A 19,442-nucleotide genomic window follows, 5' to 3' on the forward strand; every position below is an offset into this window, starting at 1 on the left:
GGTTTTCTAAAGAAGATTTTTCAATTTATACTATAATTGGCGATCTAATAATTTAATACATTCTACTACGTCCTTACCATAAAAACGAATTATCTCTTCCTGTTCAATTTCAGTACCTCTCGAAAACACACGTTTAACAACTGCAATTTTATTTTGCTTCCAATCAATTCTATCAAAAGTAGTGTCCCAAAAAGGTACCTTTCTTAATTTCGACATATCTGGTTGATAACTTTTGTCTTTCTTGGCTTCCTTTATGTCATAAAAAACTTGAAGCGTCATCAAGAAACCTTTTCAAATTCTAGCTTTTCCTCAATTTTAGCGACAAATTAACATTCATACGTCATGCCTTTTATAATCGCACCCAAAGTTTGAGGATGTACATCTATGGAAAGCGCAAACTGCCTTTTATTGATGTTCCTTTTCTTTAATTCCCGCCCTACCATCTTCCCTGCATGAATTCCTTTTATGATGTCTATCGTTTTCATAATAAAAATGCAAACAATCTTGTTTATATATTTTTAATTTGATATTCAAACAATTATCGAAAATCAGCACTAAACCTTTTTAATCCAAAAACAACTAGAAAACTTTAACCTCTTCGCTTTCTACTACAATAGAAAAGTTGCTTATTTTTGGAGAACGCCATTTTAGATGAAAACCATGAAATATCCTATAAATTCAATTAAATGAAAAACTCCACTATAAAAACAAGCAGCATTACTTTTTTAAAAAATCTAGAGAAGAATAACAATAGAGACTGGTTTACCGAAAATAAAACACAATATACTACAGCACAAAATAACATTATCGCTTTTGCTGACCAACTTATACTTCTAATGAATTCTCACGACGCCATCGAAAATACTTATGGTAAAAAAAGTCTGTACCGAATCTATAATGATGTTCGATTTAGTAAAAACAAATTGCCTTATAAAGCTCGTTTTGCAATAGGATTACAACGAGCTACCTCCTTAAAAAGAGGTGGGTATTATTTGAATATCCAACCCGAAAATAGTTTTCTAGCATGCGGTTTTTTCTCACCTAATCCAGATGACCTAAAAAGAATAAGAAAAGATATCGAACTAAATCATGACGCCTGGCGTGAAATTTTTAACTCTAAATCAATAAAGGAAAATTTTACAGAGTTGGCTGGCGATAAAGTTCTAACGTCTCCAAGAGGGTTTTCAAAAGACCATGAAGCAATCGATTTAATACGGCACAAGCAATTTATCTTGAGACATCATTTTACTGATCAAGAAGTAGTTGACCCCCATTTCATAAACAAAGTAAACGAATTATTTAAATCGGTACGACCGTTTTTTGACTATATGAGTCTTGTACTTACAACTGATTTAAATGGAGAGAGTAAAGTTTAAAACAGCCTGCAGGACAAAATTTAAAATTAGGAAACCCAAGATTCTAATGCTTTATTTTTAATTTACAAACACATTCTATTCCCTCATTTTAGTATTTTTTTTATTACTTTTAAATTTTTAAAGAAAGGTTTTTAGGTCCGCGGCATCTTAGATAGTTCTAAATATTTGTAGAACGCTCGAAACTTTGAAAGCTTTTTTTTATATAAAAATTAGTAATTGAAATGCTCATCTAATAAACAAGATAACATACGGTCCAGATTAGAGCATTATAAGATAATATATCAAATTAGTCAAAATGAATAATGATACCACTACTAACATCTTTGAGTCTATAGTTACTGACTCAAGTTGTGATAGCAAAATAAAGATTGCCGGTTTTTTACCTCATATAAATTCCCGTTTAGACTCTACCTTAATGAAGTACACGCCTATTTGCGATTCTAGTATTCCATTTAGAGACCTAACCAACTCGGCAACAAAACGAGAAAGTATCGCTCGCCTAATCGATAAACTAGATGTAACTACAAACATTCGATATAAAAGAACAGTCGAAGATACTTATTGCAACGTATACTCATTTGATTTTTGTTATTTCTCTAAAGTTTATCTACCTACAGTTTGGTGGACAGACGATGCAATCAAAAAAATACTTGACGGGCAAAACGTAGAAGCCGTTTATGGTGAAACTGTAGAAACAATTTATTCTAGTGCGATCCACGATTGGTTTTTGAAATGGGGAGAAAGTTTTGGCTGGAAAAGGATATATAACCTTGACGAAATGCAAAACAAAGTAAATACTAACGGAGGTGTAGGAATAATTTGCGCCAAAAGAAAACAAAAAGGACTCTCTGGACATATCGTTCCTGTTGTACCAGAAACAGCTGCAAAAAAAGCATATCGAGAAAACGGTGTTGTAGTGTATCCTTTGCAATCACAAGCTGGAAAATTGAATTACAACTACTTCTCAAAAGCTAGAAAAGATTGGTGGAATAATGCACTTTATTCTTCCTCTGTTTTTTACTATCATGACTAAATAAGCTTATAAATAATTGGATAAAATCAATACCTAGCTACTCTTAAAAGACATGACACTTTTTAAGTAAAAAACAGTTCGAAAACAAAAATAAAATCAACTTGCTACCTTGTTTTAATTATTTTAAAATCAATATATTGACCAATTTTATCTTTAAATAAATTGATTTTTCATTTTAAATAACATTCAAATAAAAACTTCTTACTTTTTCGTTATTTTTCATTCAATTATCTAGTTGGAAATAACATTATTTTTAAGTACTTTTGCACTTTGGAAAATGACAAGAATAGCAAAAACTATAATTCGGCTTTCCTCCTGCTTAAATCATTGATATAAAATAAATTACATACAGTACATATTTTACAATTACAGTACAAAATTTTATTTTCTCAACGGTTGTTTTAGGGGTATAAACACTAAAATTTTAGAATTGGAATCAATTCTTGTAAATTAAAAGTACAAATCGATTTATAATTGCGAATTCAAAAAAAACAAAACAGAATAAACCACTGTTTTTAAAGGATTTAAACCTTAAAAAATCTTGTTTTAAAGTCAAAAAGAATAACTATAAAGATTAATTAACACATTAAAGAACAACTTGTATAAATGAAAGTAAATCACACAGCAAAATATTACTGGGGAATTGGATTAGAAAACGAAACCTACATGCAATTTGAAGAATCCTTAATAGTATCTGGTGAATTTATACAAGAAAAAATTGGTTTTGAGAAATATAGTATTGATTATAGAAAATGCTATAAGCCAGAAAGCTTAGCTCCTTTATTGAAGAACGCTTTCACTTTAGACAAAGAATACAAAGTAAGTAGAATGATTAATAGTCATTCCTTAGAAAAGCTTGATGTTAACTTCCAGCATAAAACAATTCCGGCAGTACTTGCAATTGCGACCAGCAACGAAATTACTGAAGCAAAACCCGAGCCCATTGACAATCCTGAATATCTTGGAAAATCTATCATGGAAACTTTTCTAGAAAATCAGCCGTATAATATTCAAAGTATGATTACCCAAAGAGAAAAAACTATGGGATCTGTGCATTTTGATGGTGATTCTATCGAATTTGTAACAAAATATTTTGAAAACAGAACCATCGTTGGCTCTTGTAATGAGTTAAAAGCAACCAAAAAGTTGTTTCTCGATAAAATCAATGAGTCAGGTGTTCTAAATGAAAAATTATCTTTTCCAGATTATAATAATGGTCTTAATATGTTTATGACAAATCAAGAAAACCTTGTTTTGTTTAATAATGGAACTTACCATTTTCATATTACTTTACCTACTCTTACAGAAAATAGCCGCATTGTAGATTACGATACTTTCGATAAAACACATGCTAATGCGATTTATTTATTACAATGGTTTGAGCCTTTCTTTATAGCGACTTTAGGAAGTCCAGATATTATGGGAGTGATCAGCGACACCTATGACATGGATGAAAATTTCACAATGGGATCTATGCGAAATGCCATGTCTCGTTATATTGGCGTAGGAACTTACAATAAGGCAATGCCAAGAGGAAAAATTCTTACTTACAAGGTCGATGATTTTAGAAAACTACTAAATTTTGACAAAGAAGATAACATCTGGTGGAGAGACCGAATAGAATTGGAAATGGAATACCAATTACTTCCAGAAGTTGGTCTTGATTTCAATCAGGAAAAAATGTATCAAAGTGGTTTCGAATTTAGAAGCTTTGATGAGTTTCCAGCAGATTATTTAAATGATGTTCTGCATGCTATTGTTTTAATCTGTGAGCATTCTTTAAGCCTTCCTGATGTTAAATGGGGACATGATAGCGTAGCTTGGAATAATTTAGTTTATAAAACTTTAAAATACGGTTACTTAACAGAAATTGATGAGACCGAAAAGAAAGAGCTGTTGGATTTACTACAATTACTTAATCCCGCCGACACTAATTATGATAATCTTAAAGCTCAATTTGACGCTATAGTATTACTCGACGCGTTTTTCTTTAAAGTTTTAGAAGTTTTACACGACAAATATAAAGACGACAATGTATGTATTGATTCTTTGTATGGTCAAAAAACAAGCTATGCTCCAAAATGGGATAATTTTAATAAATACCAAATAGAACAACATAAACTTCAAATTGATTCTTATTTGACTACTAAAAGCAGTTACAGTCGTATAAAAAATCATAAAAACAAGTTGAAAGTATAGTTATAATAATCCTAAAGTTATAAAGATCGTGTAATCGACAAATTATAGATTCAAATTCCCAATAAGTTATTGGAATTACCGAAAATATAGATGAACTCATTACTAAAAACGGACTATAATTAATCCATTTTCAAACTTATAAACTAAAAACTGAAACTAATGTTTACCCTAGAACAAATTAAACTAGCACACGATAAAGTACAAACAGGAAGTGATTTTCCAATTTATATTCAAGACTTAATCAATTTAGGTGTAAAAGGATATGATACTCATGTCAATGACGGACGCGTTTCTTATTATGGAAGCAAGGAGTATGCTGTAAGTACTGATAAAAAATACAACCTTCTTAGAATTGCGCCAATGGCTAATAAAGAACGTTTCATCGAGTTTCTAGTGATGCATCAAGGCGGGCAAAGTGATTATTTTACTTTTTGCCAACAGGCAGCTCAATCTGGAATCGCTAACTGGCGTATTGATATTATCGAAATGACGTGTACATACTATGATACAGCTGGAGATGCCATCGTCATCGAAAAAATACCTACTTAATTATCTGTTTTTAATATACTAAGCATTTTTATAACGAGACTTCAATCAATTCTATTTTAGATTAAAAAAAAGAAAATTACAGTCATAAAAAAACGGGAATAAATCCCGTTTTTTTTTATAGTCTATTAAGTGATTCTTAAAACTTAAAGTTTACACCCGCTGTAAATGTTGTTCCGCTGTAACCAAATTGGTTAACTTCCCATGGGTATTTAAAACGACCTCCTAAATCAGTAGCAACATCTCCTTTTGGATCCAATTGATCTGGATACACATTAAATAGATTATTTACCATCACATTAGCTGAAAGTGTAGATGTAAATTTGTAAGCAACTCCTAAATCTGTAATAACTTTTCCTGCAAAAGTTTGATCTTTTGAGACATCAGTAGCATGTTGCCATGACACTTCTCCAAAATAAGTATTATTAAAAATAAACGTTGTTTTGTTCAAATCATAATTAGCTCCTAACAAAACTTTTGTATTAGGTCTAGCACTTAAGATTCTACCTTGCTCTTTACGGTTAAAAATATCGTATCCGTTCGCTTTCAAAATCGATGGCGTAGCAATTTGTCCGTCAATTTTAGTTTTAGCAAATGTAGAAGCTAAACTAAGTCCAAGTTTACCCGTTCCGATTTCCAGGTTTTTGTAATTCAAAACAACATCAACACCATTTGTTATTGTATTAACTGCATTGATAAAAAACTTCATACTTGTAATATCATTATCAAGCAATACTCTTTCAACTGGGTTTGTTGTATTATCATCGCCGTCAAATCCTACTTCTCCAGAAAACAATACACGGTCTTTCACTTTAATATTGTAGAAATCTACCGAAGCAGAAAAATTAGCACCTGATCTAAAAGTAACACCACTTGAAAGATTTTGTGATTTTTCAGCGTGCAATTGAGGAACTCCAAGTCCTCTCACTGCTGGATCCACATTGTTAAAAGTTCCTTGATTAGAAATTGTACCACCAGAAACTAATGTTTGAATGTTACTCAAATAGATTTGGTGTAAAGCAGGAGCTCTAAATCCTGTACTATAAGATGCACGTATAGCAACATCATCATTAAGCTTGTAACGTGAGTTTACTTTCCAAGAAAAGTTATCTCCAAAATCTGAATATTTCTCATATCTTAAAGATCCTCCTATTAAAAAAGCCTCTGTCATATCGTAATCTAAAGTAGTGTAGATACCAAAGTTGTTACGATCTTCATTTAATGCATTCGAAGGTTGAATTCCAGGGAATGACTGTGCACCACCTCCAGCATAAGATTCTGGTTGACCTGCTCTAGCTTCGTATCTTTCTTTTCTTAATTCAGTTCCAAAACCGAAAGTTACCTTATCAAAAGTTCTAGAAAAATCAGCATTTCCTACTAATTGACTAAAAGTATAACCACCGACTTCAAATTCTATAGGACTGTTTGCGCCCAAAGATACATTCAATGTATTTCCTACTATATAATCCACTTTATTAGAACCTGCTGTTAAACTGAAATCAGCATTAAAACCTAATATGTTAGATTTTATTCCAATAGATCCAAGATTATCAAATACATCCGTATTAAATGTAGGTTGGAAACCATTATAAGTTGTACCCGCTTCATGTAATAAATTATTCGGATCTGAAACCCAGTAAGGTGCTCTGTACAAAGCAAAACTTGTTCCTTTTCTAATATTTATATCTCCAAAAGCATACAATGTCGTTTTATCCGAAAGTGGGTATTCAGCATTAACAACAAAGGCTCCCATTTTAGAATCTGGTTGCCCAATATTCATTCCTAAGTCAGGATTTCTACTTAACCAATCTCCCCATGTTGGATCGTTTGCTTCAACTTCAAATAAACCGTCTCTTCCAGGTCTCCCTGCTCTGTTCGTTTTATTTTGGTCTAAGTAAGAAATATTAAAATTCACAAAACCTTTGTCAGCAATTTTAAATCCTGAGTTAAGATCTGCTCCAAAATTGAAACCATCTCCTTCAGAAGTTACTCCCGATGTAAGATTTACTTCAGTAAAATTAGTTTGTTTTTTCAAGATAATATTCACTACTCCTGCAATGGCGTCTGAACCATATTGAGAAGAAGCTCCATCACGAAGTACTTCTACTCTTTCGATAGCAGAAAAAGGAATACTTTTCATATCTGTTCCTACTTCTCCTTTACCTGGAGTATCGTTGATGTACACTAAAGCACTTTGATTTTTTCTTTTTCCGTTTACTAATACCAAAGTACGACTCGGGCCTAAACCACGTAAATCTGCTGGGTCAAAATGCGCAGTCGCGTCAGAAACCGCTTGACTACTTGAGTTAAATGACGGAATTTTATAAGCTAACATTTTATCAAATGTTACCTGCCCACTTGATTTAAGATCTTCTGCATACAACTTATCGATTGGTACAGCTGAATTTAATACACTTCTCACTTTTGATCTGTTTCCCGTTACAACAACCTCATCTAGGCTGTTATTAGGGCTTAACTTAAAAGTGATAGCAGCACCATCACTAGTCACCTCGATACTTTTGTTTTGAAATCCAACATACTTTGCGATTAATGTAACTGGAAAACCTTTTACCTTAATTTCAAAATTACCGTTACCGTCTGTAGTGACTCCAGTAGAAGTTACCTTATCAACAACATTAGCATACGGCAACGCTTGTCCATTCTCATCCAATACAATCCCTTTGATTGATTGGGCATTTAGCACTGTGGGCATTATTATCATAAATAACACTCCTAAAAAAAAATGGTTAAATCTCATAAATAGTCTTTTTGGTTTTTAATAACATTATTGATTCCAAATCTATTATTTTTTTGTTAAATAAACCTTAAAAAATCACTTTTTTATTTAAATAAAAGTGAAATTATCTATTAACCATTTATATCGGAAACCCTTATAATTAATACTAATTACATACATAAACAGTCATTAAAACACTCCGTAGACACAAATAGTCGAATCAAACAAAAATTAAGTTTTGTAAATTGATTCTTATGGTGTTTTTTAATTAAAGAGGACTTTATAAAATGAATTCCAAACTAAGAATATATTTCAAGTTCTTGCTTGTATTTAATTAGCTGAAATATTTATATACAAAAGTTTACGGACACGCAATAAAGTGTCCGTAATTTCAAGAAAAAATTGAAGTTTAGTTTATTACCAGGGTATCGGGTTGTAATCTTTTAAGAATTTTCCGCACCAATGCTTTCCTGTATTTATACCGTCAAACAAAGGATCCATTACTCGTGCAGCGCCATCAACAATATCGAGAGGTGGCTGAAAATCTTCAAGTTCTTGTTTCTTTTTGGCAAGTTCTGCAGGATCTTCGTCAGTTACCCAACCCGTATCTACAGCGTTCATGAATATTCCGTCTTTTGCCAATTCCCCTGCGGCGGTGTGTGTTAGCATATTCAAAGCCGCTTTGGCCATATTAGTATGAGGGTGACGAGCTTCTTTAAAAAAGCGATGGAACTTGCCTTCCATGGCCGAAACATTTATGATGTGCTTTTTTCCTGTATTGTCTTTCTTCATTATTTCCGAAAGTCGATTGCATAATACAAATGGCGCTACTGAATTGACAAGTTGTACTTCAATCATTTCTGTGGTTTCGATTTGTCCTAATCGCAATCGCCAGCTGTTCGTTTTTCTTAAATCTACTTGCTGTAAATCGGCATCCAACTCCCCTTCTGGAAATACTTCATTGGCTACTAATGTATTATCAAAACTATATGGAATCTGAGACAATTTGGCGGAAGCCCGTAAACCAATACCAGGTTCCGGTCCGTGCCAAGTAACCGGCATATTCTGATTAGAAGAAGCTCCAGAAGTCAATACTTTTAATTCCTGTAAACAATCAGTATGGTCTAATAATAAATTTTGCGCTTGTTTTGGCAAGTCACTTATCGGCAGTTCTTCATTAGCCATTAAATGAGTATAAAATCCAGCTGGTCGTCTCACGGTTTGTGCCGCATTATTGATAAGAATATCGAGACGCTCGTATTTTTGTTCTATAAAATTGCAAAAAATCTCCACGCTAGGAATATGTCGTAGATCTAATCCATGAATTTTCAAGCGGTGTCCCCACTCCATAAAGTCTTCTTCTTTAGAAAAACGCAAAGCCGAATCCACCGGGAAACGAGTAGTGGCTATAACGGTTGCTCCACCACGAAGCAGCATTAGTGTAATATGATATCCAATTTTTAATCTAGAACCCGTTATAATTGCAATTTGTCCCTTTACATCTGCTGTTTGGAAACGTTTGGCGTAATTAAAATCTCCACAATCTGTACACATAGTATCATAAAAGTGATGCATTTTAGTAAATGGCGTTTTACATACATAGCAATTTCTAGGTGTTTCTAGTTCTAACTGCTCTTTGTTAGCAAGATCATTATGTGCCAATAGTTTTGGCGCAACAAATATACTTGCTTCACGAGCATGACGTATTCCCGTTTCTTTACGAGCGGTTTTGTCTTGCTTTTCTTTTTTGCGTTTAGCTACTAATCTTCCGTCTTTTTTACGTCTGGAAAGTTCGTCGCGATCTGGTCTCGAAAACATTCCTGCCGCTTTAATCAAAGCCGTTCTTTTATCTTTTTCAATATCGAAAATCTCGTCGGTATTCGAATTTAATTGTGCCAATATAGCGATGCATCTATCAATTTCATCTGAAGTTATTGCGGTCTTAGGCATTATTTCATCTTTCGTCATCATAAAAAACGGGGGATCAGTCTTGGCAAAAATACCAAAGCGCAAATATAGTTTTAAAATCATTGTCGTTCTCGCTTTTTTTCTGATAGTCTAAACAGTAGATTTAGCCTCTTTATACCACTGGTTTTCGACAGCTAAATTTAGACAACAAGAAACTTTTCTCTTTGTTCCTTCACAAAGATTGTTCATCAAATACAAAGTTGCTATTTTTCATAAAAACTCCTTTTTTTCTTATCTTTGCACTCGCAATTTTCAGGTACACCTCGCGACTTGGCTGTGGTTAAAACCAACTTTTGTAAAATAAAAAATTAAATAGAAAAATTATAATGACATCTTTCAGTAAACAATTATCCTTTCGTTGGTCAGATTTAGATCCCAACTTTCATGTGAGACACAGTGCTTACTATGATTTTGGGGCGCAGCATCGTATCGAAATTTTGGAAAGCCTTGGCTTGACAATGAGATTTTTACAAAAAAATTCTTTTGGCCCTATTCTTTTTAGAGAAGAGTGTATCTTTAGAAAAGAAATAGGACTTGCAGATACTATATTCATGCATACTAAAATTTCTAAAATGAGAACTGATGCTTCTCGCTGGTCAATTGTACATGAGCTAAGAAACGGCGAAGATCAATTGTGCGCCACAATAACAGTAGATGGTGCGTGGATGGATACAAAACTTAGAAAAATAGCTAATCCAACTCCGGCAATTGCTATGGAAGTAATGAATGTAATTCCTAAAACAGCCGACTTTATTGCGCTGTAATATATAGCTAATGCAAGGTTTGTAAAATCTATTCTAAATTAACAAACGATTGAATCTTTATAAAAAACACAAAAAGACTGATTGTCAACGTTTATTGTTGGTAATCAGTCTTTTTTATTTATATTAGTTCAGAAGAATATATAGGCAAATGAAAAGCAAAATTGGCATTGTATTATCAGGAGGTGGCGCTAGAGGAATTGCTCATCTAGGGGTTTTAAAAGCGTTGGAAGAATTTGGAGTTGTTCCCTCTCATATTTCAGGGACTAGTGCGGGTGCAATTGCGGGTGCTTTCTATGCTGCGGGTTATTCTATCGCTGAGATTGTCAGTATTCTAAAAAAAGGGCAAATATTTAGTTTCTCTAACATTCTTATTAAGAGGCAAGGCTTTTTTGCCATGAAAGGATTCAATGACATTTATGAACAAAGTTTTCCCACTAATTCTTTTGAGGATCTCAACATACCATTGTATATAACCGCTACCGATATTCTAAAGGGAGAACTAGTTTACTTATCATCTGGAAATTTATCGCAATCCCTAATGGCGACTTCTTGTATGCCTTTGTTGTTCCAACCTGTAAACTACAATAACACTTTGTACGTGGACGGCGGCGTACTCAATAATTTTCCTATTGAACCTTTAGTTGGGCAATGCGACGTGATAATTGGTAGTTATGTCAACTCCATCAAGAAAGAGGTAGATCAAGTACACATGAATAATATTGTTGACCGCTGCTTTCATTTGGCCATGAAAAGCTCGGTACAGAGTAAAATCGATAGCTGTACTTTATACATTGAACCGCCAAACATGAGTCAGTTTAGCCTTTTTAACTTAAAAAGAGCAGATGAAATTTTAGACTACGGCTATCAATATGCACTCACGTTCGAAAAACAAATTAAAGAACTTGACCTTCAATTGTAGAGTATTAGAAAATCACAAACCCTTTATTTATAAAATTTAACTGTTCTATCTTCCTTAAATAGTGCAACTACTTTCTCTAAAAATCAACCAACTTTGGCAAACAAAACTTCTCAGCATATTCTAAATACATCAGCTAACCCACTCGGTTTTTGTCTCTTTGTAATTAAGTCGCTTCATATGACTGATGCCACTAGAAACATTCTAATTGATGAATTTACCTAAATAGTCGCATTGCTATTAACTATTTCATCGATTTTGTCCTTTTTTTCGATTTGAACACAAAAATTAAAAAAAGAAATCAAGCTTGAAAAATGGGTTGATAATTTTTTTATCAGTTCCTTAATTGGAATTTTTGCAATAATTGTATTTATCATAGTCATGTATTGGAATCAGTAAAAATTAAAAACAAAAGCCAATAGAAAACTATTGACTTCGAGAACCTACAACTATTTCTAAAGCCGTCTATACTCTTCTTACTAAACTAACGACAAACAATAATACTATAGCTCCAAGCACAGCAGTTGCAATACTTGCAAAACTAAAACCGCCAACCACAGCATCTGAAATACCGAGTTTTCCGCCAATCCAACCTCCTAGAAAGCTACCAATAATACCAACAACCATATTTCCGATAATTCCAAAACCGCCACCATTAATAAGCAGCCCTGCTAACCATCCTGCAACTACTCCTAAAAGCAACCACATTAAAAAAGTTTCTCCAGACATAATTAAATAATTTAAAGTATTAAACAACTGATTTACTTACACTTAAATATAAAGTTAATGAAAAATTAGTTTTCTTTTGAAATTTTTACAAAATATATTCTTGTTAATAATTTACTAAACAAAATACAACTAAGCTAATACCAGTGTTATGTAGTAATTAGTTTGAATGTTACCTAATAATTATGTTGAATCATAGACAGCACTTGTCAAAACAAAATTATGAATACAGATAATAGCGCTAATTACAAATTATCCTTTCGTTTTCATATCAAAGATTTTCCTCTTACCTTTAGGTATATTTTCTGCTATGGATATCTTCTATCATATTCTCAAACTCAGCGCAGGGGTTGGCCTCTTTCTATTTGCCATGTACTTACTGGAAGAATCAATAAAAAATCTTTCCGGACGCACTTTTAAACTCTTTTTACAACGCATAACTAAGAACAGAATTGGTGCGGTTACCGGCGGAGCGATAGTGACAGGAATTCTCCAGAGCAGCTCCATGGTTTCATTCATGGTGCTTGCCTTTGTAGGCGCTGGTGTTTTTACTATGCGAAATGCGATGGCTATTATTCTTGGAGCAAATTTGGGTACTACTCTTGATAGCTGGGTCGTGGCTGTTCTTGGGTTTAAAATGGACATAGAAGTAGTTTCTTATCCTGTTGTTTGCGTAGGCGGCTTTATTCTTATCCTTTTTGGTCATCGAAAAAACTATCGCTATATCTCCTATTTCCTTTTCGGATTTGGGTTGCTTTTTATAGGATTGTCTTTCATGAAAACCGCCATGGAAGCTCAGGTAAAACTTTTTGATTTTTCTCAATATGCGTCGATGCATCTTGCTGTCTTTTTACTCATTGGTTTTATTATCACCTTATTGGTTCAATCCAGCTCGGTTACCATGGCACTTACCCTTAGTGCGATCCATGTTGGTGCTATCAGTTTACCTATTGCCGCCGCAATAATATTGGGCTCACAAACTGGGACAACTATTAAAGTAATGCTTGGCGCGATAGGCGGCAGCGCTTCCAAAAAGAGAATTGTGCTCGGGAATTTTCTTTTTAATGTCTTTGTCACTCTATTTGCGTTCCTACTATTATACCCTCTACTATTCTTGATAACTGACTTACTAAATGTAAAAGATCCTCTCATAGGTTTAGTCACTTTCTCGACCATCATTAATCTATTTTCGGTTCTACTATTCTTACCACTATTAGATCATTTTACTCGTTTTTTGGAAGGATTTTTCAAAGACACAGATGGAAGTTTAACCGAATTTATTGGACATGCCTCTATCGCAGAACCCTTAACTGCTTTCGATTTATTTAAAAGAGAAACACACTTTTTTATTAACAATTGCATGCTTTTCAATCTTGAACTGTTTAAAATTGATACCCATTACATTCGTACTAATCCTAACTATGAAAGTATCAATGAGAAAAAGAAGTTCTTCATAAAAACAAAAGAGCAAAAATATGATTTTCTAAAGCAGGTACAGGGAGAACTTCAGGTGTTTTATTTAGAATTAAGGTCAAAACTACAATCCGATCAATATTCTGATCTCAACCAGTTAATTTCTGCGGTACGAAGCGCGATACACTCGGTAAAAAGCGTGAAAGATATTGAAACTAACATTGATAATCTTCGAAAATCGTCCAAGGACATCAAGTACCATTTTTTTACCCATAACAAACAGGAAACGCAAGATTTATACCAAGAGTTTCACAATCTAATTACTGCGGAAGTTCCAGCCAATTTTGAAAATCTGCAGGGATTTTTTAATACAATACAAGAAAATTATAGTTCCGCTTTAAACGACTTCTACGCCGAGGCACAAAACACTTCATTAGAAAAAATTGACATTACCACAGTAATCAATTTTAACAGAGAGTTATTTACGTCTAACAAAGCCATGCTAATGGCAATAAAAGATTATTTATTAAAAGAAAAACAGGCGCAAGAAATTAATGAAATCCCTATATATAGAACCTAACCATAGAGAAAACTCCGCTTTAATGCTACCATTTTAGACAATAACCAAATATTATGCTAAGAAAAGTAGATCTAGCTTTATCTAAATCCCATAATTTTGCAATATAAACTTACTTTTTTATAAAAGAGTACCAATATAAATTTTCATCTTTGTAGTTAATTCAATTCTGAATTTTAGCATATTTTGAATTTTTAGATTAAGAAAAAAAAGTATCGTTTGAAAGAATATTTAAAAAAAGGTTTGAAAGTTATCCAATGGACAGTAGGAATAATCATTGTATTATTTCTATTGATCTTACTACTGATCCAAATTCCCTATGTTCAAAATTTTGCCAAGGATAAAGCTGTAATTTATCTAGAGAGTAAAATAAAAACTAAGGTGTCTGTAGCTAAAATAGATATTGGCTTTCCTAAAAAAATAATTCTAGAAGGTGTATACATTGAAGGACTTAAGAAAGATACCTTGTTGCTTGCTAATAGACTCGCTGTTGACATTAGTATGTTTCAATTACTAAATAACAAGGTTGAAATTAACTCCATCGATTTTCACGGAGTATCGGCAACTATCAATAGAGATTCTACTTCCGTATATAATTTTGATTATATTATTGAAGCATTCTCTTCACCAGAGAAGCAAGATCCAGAGGCAACTCCGATGACATTTTCGTTAGAAAAAATTAATCTGGACACCATAAATCTACGATATACGGATGCGTTCTCAAAAAATGATATGTACATCAAATTGCAACATCTGGAAACACGCATCAAAACTTTTGATTTAGACGCCATGGCTTTTGAAGTGCCAAAAATTAAAATCAAAGGTTTAGACCTGAAATACAAACAAGGTATTGCACAAACGAATATTCAAGAGGACAATGCGCTACCAACTAGTTATACGCTACTTTTAGGCGAAATTGATTTGTCTAAAATTGCAGTAGATTATCAGGATGAGCTAAGTAAATTAAGCACTACTTTATCGCTAAAAAATGCCGTTGTTAAATTTGACAAAACCGACTTTTACAATCGTTTTTTCCTCATCGATGTGCTGAATCTATCAGATGCAAATGGGAAATTAGCCCTTGGTAAAACAGAAAAAAACACGTCTAAAAAAGAATCTGCTCCAAATGAAAGTCGCGATTGGGATTTTAAAGTGAGACAATCTAACTTCAAAAGAGTTGATTTCAACTACGACAATAACAACATTACAGCTTTACCCAAAGGTTTTGATTCGAACCATTTAAAATTAAAATCACTAAGTTTTGACACCCAAGACATTCATTACAGCTCTGTAAGTATTTCTGGAAAAGTAAATGATTTTTCGGCAAAAGAACAAAGCGGTCTTAATATTGAGTCGTTTAAAGCTGATTTCTTCTATGGTAAAACAAATTCATTTCTTAAAAACTTATACTTAAGAACACCACAAACACTAGTAAGAGACGAACTGCTCATTGGCTACTCATCAATCGCGGCAATAAGTGAAAACTTAGAAAATTTAAGCATTAATGCCACTTTGAAAAAAAGTAGTGTAGGATTTAAAGATATTTTGCTATTTGTCCCTAGTTTAGCTAATACCGTTCCTTTTAAAGATAATCCAAATGCTATACTAAATGTAGATAGCAAGGTGTATGGAAAATTAAGTGCGGTAACTATCCCGAGTTTAGAGATTAGCGGCATAGGAAATACGAAGATTTTAGGAAGCGGAACTATTACCGGATTACCAGATACCCAAAAAGCCTACTTTGATTTGGACATCAAGGAATTTGCATCTACAGCAAAGGATTTTAATACTTTCCTTCCAAAAGAAACTATTCCGAATTCAATGCGTTTACCTGCTGCATTTAATGCCAGCGGAACCTTTAAAGGTACCATCAATAACTTCAATACTGATCTTGATTTAAAAAGTAGTTTTGGTCCTGCAAAAATCATTGCTGCTTTTGACCAGAGAATAAAAAACAAGGAAAAATATGATGTCAAAGCAAAGTTGGAAAATTTCGATCTTGGCAAACTGATTAAGAATAATTCCATTGGAAAAATAAGTTTAAATGCTACTGTCAAAGGATCAGGATTAGACCCAAAAACTGCTAATGCTGCCGTAAAAGGAACCATTGGAAAATTCAATTATAATAAGTATAACTATACTAATCTTGATCTTAAAGGAAACATAAACAACGGACTGTTTCAAGCGGTTGCTGCTAGTAACGATCCTAATTTAACTTTCGACATGATCAGTAGCGGAAGCTTTAAAGACAAGTATCCTACTGGAAAAATAAAACTAAATGTCGATGTTGCAGACCTAGCAAAGTTAAATCTTCACGCTGGACCAATGAAGATTAGAGGAGAGATAGACGCAGATCTTCAGTCAGTTGACCTCAATTATCTAAATGGAAAATTCAATATTACCAACCTTACTATTGCCGATGAAAATGAGCAGTTTGTCATGGATTCCATTACAATGGTTGTCACTTCTACAGCAAATAGAAATGCATTAACATTCAAATCTCCATTTTTAAATGCGGAAATAGAAGGTAAATACAAGCTAGCAACCATAGCCGATGCCCTAACAAACTCCATAGCTCATTATTATAATCCAAATCAAAATAAACAAGCAACAAATGCCGAAAAGCAACAACTAGCTTTTAATATTAGAATTGCAGACAGTCCTTTACTAATAAAATTCATTCCGGAGCTAAAGAGCCTTGAACCTATTTCTATCACTGGAAGATACAACACAGTCAATGATTCTATTGTTTTGAATGGAGCCATTCCTAAATTAGTTTATGGTGATAATACCATTACAAATGGAGTATTAAAAGTAGATACAAAAGACAATGCTTTAGTATATTCTCTTGTGGTAGATGATATTCAAAATAGTCAATTCCAGTTGCCTTATACTTCCATAAATGGAATAGTTCAAGACAATACCGCTGGTTATACCTTACAATTAAAAGACCTAAAGGATAAAGAAAGATACCTAGTATCTGGAACTTTGAAAGCAGCTGCGGGAAATAACGAACTTCGTCTTGACCCGAATAATTTATTGCTTAATTATGAGTCTTGGAAAATGGACAATAATAACCTGCTTCGTTTTGGAGAAAAAGGAATCTATGCTAGTAATTTTGAAGTAAGCAAAGAGCAAAGCAGCATTAGAATACAATCACAGTCAACCCAAGAAAACGCTCCTATAACCATTGATTTCAACAATTTTAAGATCGAGACAATCACAAATATTGCCGTAAAGGGAGACTTAGAAATAGGCGGAAACATTAATGGTAAAGCAGTTGTTAAAAACATGAATCAAACACCCATTTTTACTGCTGATATGATTGTTGATAATTTTGCCTTCAAAAAAGACACCGTGGGTACCGTAAACCTGCATGTTAACAATAAAGTGGCTAATACTTACAACACCAGAGTTTCTATCACAGGACAAGACAATCTAGTCGATTTAAACGGAACCTATAAAACGGGCGATGGGATTTTAGACATGAACTTGGATATTTCGAGGATAAACCTAAAGAGCATCCAAGGATTTACACTGAATAACCTAAAAGAAAGCACTGGTTTTTTTAGCGGGAATTTTAAAATTTCAGGAAAAGCAAACCAGCCACTGGTCGTTGGTGATTTAAAATTCAACGATATCGGGTTTAAGGTCACACAACTTAACTCTACCTTTAAATCCTTAAACGATAAAATTGCATTTTCCGGAAATACCATCGTTTTCAATCGCTTTACTATAAAAGACGAAAGAGACAATGATTTAGTTATTAACGGAAAAATCGCCACTCAAAATTTAAGTAACATTGGTTATAATTTATCGCTAGATGCCGTGAACTTTAAAGCCATCAATTCTCAGGAAAAAGACAATGATTTGTTTTATGGCGAAATGTATCTGGACAATCATTTAAAAATTGGTGGAACTTTTAAAAGTCCTATCGTTGACGGAAACATAAAAGTCAACAAAGACACTAAATTTACCATTGTAATGCCACAATCTGATCCTTCGATAGCAGACAGAGAGGGAATTGTTGAATTTATCGATCAGGACAACCCGCCTATGATTGAGAAGAAGTTGAGAGCAGATGAAGCCTTGAGCAATCTCGAAATTACAGGTATTAATGCCTCTGTAAATATCGAAATTGACAAGGATGCGGAACTTTCGATTGTCATCGACAAAGCTAATGGAGATTACTTAAAATTAAAAGGCGAAGCCCAGTTAACCGGTGGTATTGATCCTTCTGGAAAAACAACTTTAACGGGAAGATACGAGCTGAAGGAAGGTGCTTATGAAATGAATTTCAACCTAATCAAACGAAAATTTGATATTAAAAGCGGGAGTTATATCCTTTGGACTGGAGAACCTACAGCAGCCGATATCAATATTACAGCTGTCTATAAAAATGAGGCCGCCCCAATTGATCTAGTGGACGATCAGTTAGCTAATGTTTCCGCTTCTGTGAGAAACACTTACAAACAAAAAATTCCTTTTGAAACCGAATTAAAAATGAAAGGCGATTTGATGAAGCCAAGCATTTCTTTTGATATAATAATGCCCGAAGGGAATAACAGCGTTTCAACAGAAATCATCAACACGACTCAAGCTAAACTAACGCAATTGCGTCAGCAGCCGGACGAACTTAACAAACAAGTATTTGCTCTACTCCTGTTGAATCGTTTCATTGGCGAAAATCCATTTGCCACTGAATCTGGAGGAGCTAGTGTTTCCTCGATAGCTAGAGAAAGCGCCAGTAAAATTCTGTCTCAGCAGTTAAATAATTTAGCAGGAAATTTAATTAGTGGTGTCAAACTTAATTTTGATTTAGTTTCTTCCCAGGATTATACTACAGGCCAACTGGAAAACAAAACTGATCTGAATGTAGGGATTTCTAAAAAATTATTGAATGATCGCTTGAAGGTAACTGTAGGTAGTAGTTTTGGTCTAGAAGGACCACAACAGCAAGACCAGGAAGCAAATACTATAGCTGGTGACGTTACCATAGAATACCAACTTTCTAAGGACGGTAGGTACAAGTTAAAAGCATACCGCATCAATAAATACCAAGTTGCTCTACAGGGTCAGGTGGTTGAAACTGGACTTGCTTTTGTCATAACCTTAGATTACGATAAATTTAAAGAGTTATTCCAGAAAGCAAAAACGGATAAAAAGAAAAACAAATAAAAATAAAGA

Annotated in this window: 13 protein-coding genes; 8 read left to right on the forward strand and 5 right to left on the reverse strand. The window is 33.5% G+C overall.

Translation table 11 applies throughout. The features are described from left to right. Nucleotides 1–30 precede the first annotated feature (30 nt). Both FQU23_RS06505 and FQU23_RS06510 read right to left on the reverse strand, forming a co-directional pair. Nucleotides 31–279, reverse strand: a complete 249-nt coding sequence (locus FQU23_RS06505) for a DUF6922 domain-containing protein (RefSeq protein WP_147673151.1) — start codon at nt 277–279, stop codon at nt 31–33. A 47-nt stretch (nt 280–326) separates the two neighbouring features. Further along, nucleotides 327–485 (reverse strand): hypothetical protein, encoded by a 159-nt coding sequence (locus tag FQU23_RS06510; RefSeq protein WP_165425735.1) that lies wholly within the window; start codon nt 483–485, stop codon nt 327–329. 201 nt (nt 486–686) lie between these two features. On the opposite strand from FQU23_RS06510, the gene FQU23_RS06515 reads away from it, so the two are divergent. The 4 genes from FQU23_RS06515 to FQU23_RS06530 all read left to right on the forward strand — a co-directional run bounded on the left by FQU23_RS06515 (nt 687) and on the right by FQU23_RS06530 (nt 5,157). Then, nucleotides 687–1,376: a DUF2461 domain-containing protein gene (locus tag FQU23_RS06515; protein WP_147673152.1), complete on the forward strand. Its 690-nt coding sequence runs from the start codon at nt 687–689 to the stop codon at nt 1,374–1,376. A 295-nt stretch (nt 1,377–1,671) separates the two neighbouring features. Next, nucleotides 1,672–2,409 (forward strand): hypothetical protein, encoded by a 738-nt coding sequence (locus FQU23_RS06520; RefSeq protein WP_147673153.1) that lies wholly within the window; start codon nt 1,672–1,674, stop codon nt 2,407–2,409. Between the two features lie 606 nt (nt 2,410–3,015). Then, complete coding sequence (locus FQU23_RS06525) at nt 3,016–4,608, forward strand: hypothetical protein (protein ID WP_147673154.1); 1,593 nt, start codon at nt 3,016–3,018, stop codon at nt 4,606–4,608. A 159-nt stretch (nt 4,609–4,767) separates the two neighbouring features. Next, entirely contained in the window at nt 4,768–5,157 is a 390-nt protein-coding gene (locus FQU23_RS06530) for a DUF1398 domain-containing protein (protein WP_147673155.1), read from the forward strand. Between the two features lie 136 nt (nt 5,158–5,293). Here FQU23_RS06530 and FQU23_RS06535 read toward each other — a convergent pair whose 3' ends face one another. After that, a complete protein-coding gene (locus FQU23_RS06535) occupies nt 5,294–7,912 on the reverse strand; it encodes a TonB-dependent receptor (RefSeq protein WP_165425736.1) in 2,619 nt (872 codons plus the stop codon). 396 nt (nt 7,913–8,308) lie between these two features. Next, nucleotides 8,309–9,859 (reverse strand): SDR family NAD(P)-dependent oxidoreductase, encoded by a 1,551-nt coding sequence (locus FQU23_RS06540; protein WP_147673281.1) that lies wholly within the window; start codon nt 9,857–9,859, stop codon nt 8,309–8,311. 326 nt (nt 9,860–10,185) lie between these two features. Between FQU23_RS06540 and FQU23_RS06545 the strand changes: the two genes are divergently transcribed. Both FQU23_RS06545 and FQU23_RS06550 read left to right on the forward strand, forming a co-directional pair. Next, nucleotides 10,186–10,623, forward strand: coding sequence for an acyl-CoA thioesterase (locus FQU23_RS06545; RefSeq protein ID WP_147673156.1), 438 nt, complete (start codon nt 10,186–10,188; stop codon nt 10,621–10,623). A 148-nt stretch (nt 10,624–10,771) separates the two neighbouring features. Beyond that, entirely contained in the window at nt 10,772–11,542 is a 771-nt protein-coding gene (locus FQU23_RS06550; protein WP_147673157.1) for a patatin-like phospholipase family protein, read from the forward strand. A gap of 462 nt (nt 11,543–12,004) precedes the next feature. On the opposite strand, the gene FQU23_RS06555 is transcribed toward FQU23_RS06550, so the two are convergent. After that, entirely contained in the window at nt 12,005–12,268 is a 264-nt protein-coding gene (locus FQU23_RS06555) for a GlsB/YeaQ/YmgE family stress response membrane protein (RefSeq protein WP_147673158.1), read from the reverse strand. Nucleotides 12,269–12,575: 307 nt separating this feature from the next. On the opposite strand from FQU23_RS06555, the gene FQU23_RS06560 reads away from it, so the two are divergent. After that, nucleotides 12,576–14,258, forward strand: a complete 1,683-nt coding sequence (locus FQU23_RS06560; protein WP_147673159.1) for a Na/Pi symporter — start codon at nt 12,576–12,578, stop codon at nt 14,256–14,258. 216 nt (nt 14,259–14,474) lie between these two features. Then, nucleotides 14,475–19,433 (forward strand): translocation/assembly module TamB, encoded by a 4,959-nt coding sequence (locus FQU23_RS06565; RefSeq protein ID WP_147673160.1) that lies wholly within the window; start codon nt 14,475–14,477, stop codon nt 19,431–19,433. Nucleotides 19,434–19,442 lie beyond the last annotated feature (9 nt).

Source organism: Flavobacterium sp. XN-5, from assembly GCF_008033395.2.
GTDB classification, from domain to species: Bacteria; Bacteroidota; Bacteroidia; order Flavobacteriales; family Flavobacteriaceae; genus Flavobacterium; species Flavobacterium hiemivividum.

What these genes read in the sequence shown, in the direction of transcription:
- FQU23_RS06555 (WP_147673158.1), bottom strand. Translation starts at nt 12,268, where the DNA reads ATGTCTGGAGAAACTTTTTTAATGTGGTTGCTTTTAGGAGTAGTTGCA.
- FQU23_RS06550 (WP_147673157.1), top strand. Translation starts at nt 10,772, where the DNA reads ATGAAAAGCAAAATTGGCATTGTATTATCAGGAGGTGGCGCTAGAGGA.
- FQU23_RS06535 (WP_165425736.1), bottom strand. Translation starts at nt 7,912, where the DNA reads ATGAGATTTAACCATTTTTTTTTAGGAGTGTTATTTATGATAATAATG.
- FQU23_RS06510 (WP_165425735.1), bottom strand. Translation starts at nt 485, where the DNA reads ATGAAAACGATAGACATCATAAAAGGAATTCATGCAGGGAAGATGGTA.
- FQU23_RS06520 (WP_147673153.1), top strand. Translation starts at nt 1,672, where the DNA reads ATGAATAATGATACCACTACTAACATCTTTGAGTCTATAGTTACTGAC.
- FQU23_RS06560 (WP_147673159.1), top strand. Translation starts at nt 12,576, where the DNA reads ATGGATATCTTCTATCATATTCTCAAACTCAGCGCAGGGGTTGGCCTC.
- FQU23_RS06515 (WP_147673152.1), top strand. Translation starts at nt 687, where the DNA reads ATGAAAAACTCCACTATAAAAACAAGCAGCATTACTTTTTTAAAAAAT.
- FQU23_RS06530 (WP_147673155.1), top strand. Translation starts at nt 4,768, where the DNA reads ATGTTTACCCTAGAACAAATTAAACTAGCACACGATAAAGTACAAACA.
- FQU23_RS06540 (WP_147673281.1), bottom strand. Translation starts at nt 9,859, where the DNA reads ATGACGAAAGATGAAATAATGCCTAAGACCGCAATAACTTCAGATGAA.
- FQU23_RS06525 (WP_147673154.1), top strand. Translation starts at nt 3,016, where the DNA reads ATGAAAGTAAATCACACAGCAAAATATTACTGGGGAATTGGATTAGAA.
- FQU23_RS06545 (WP_147673156.1), top strand. Translation starts at nt 10,186, where the DNA reads ATGACATCTTTCAGTAAACAATTATCCTTTCGTTGGTCAGATTTAGAT.
- FQU23_RS06505 (WP_147673151.1), bottom strand. Translation starts at nt 279, where the DNA reads ATGACGCTTCAAGTTTTTTATGACATAAAGGAAGCCAAGAAAGACAAA.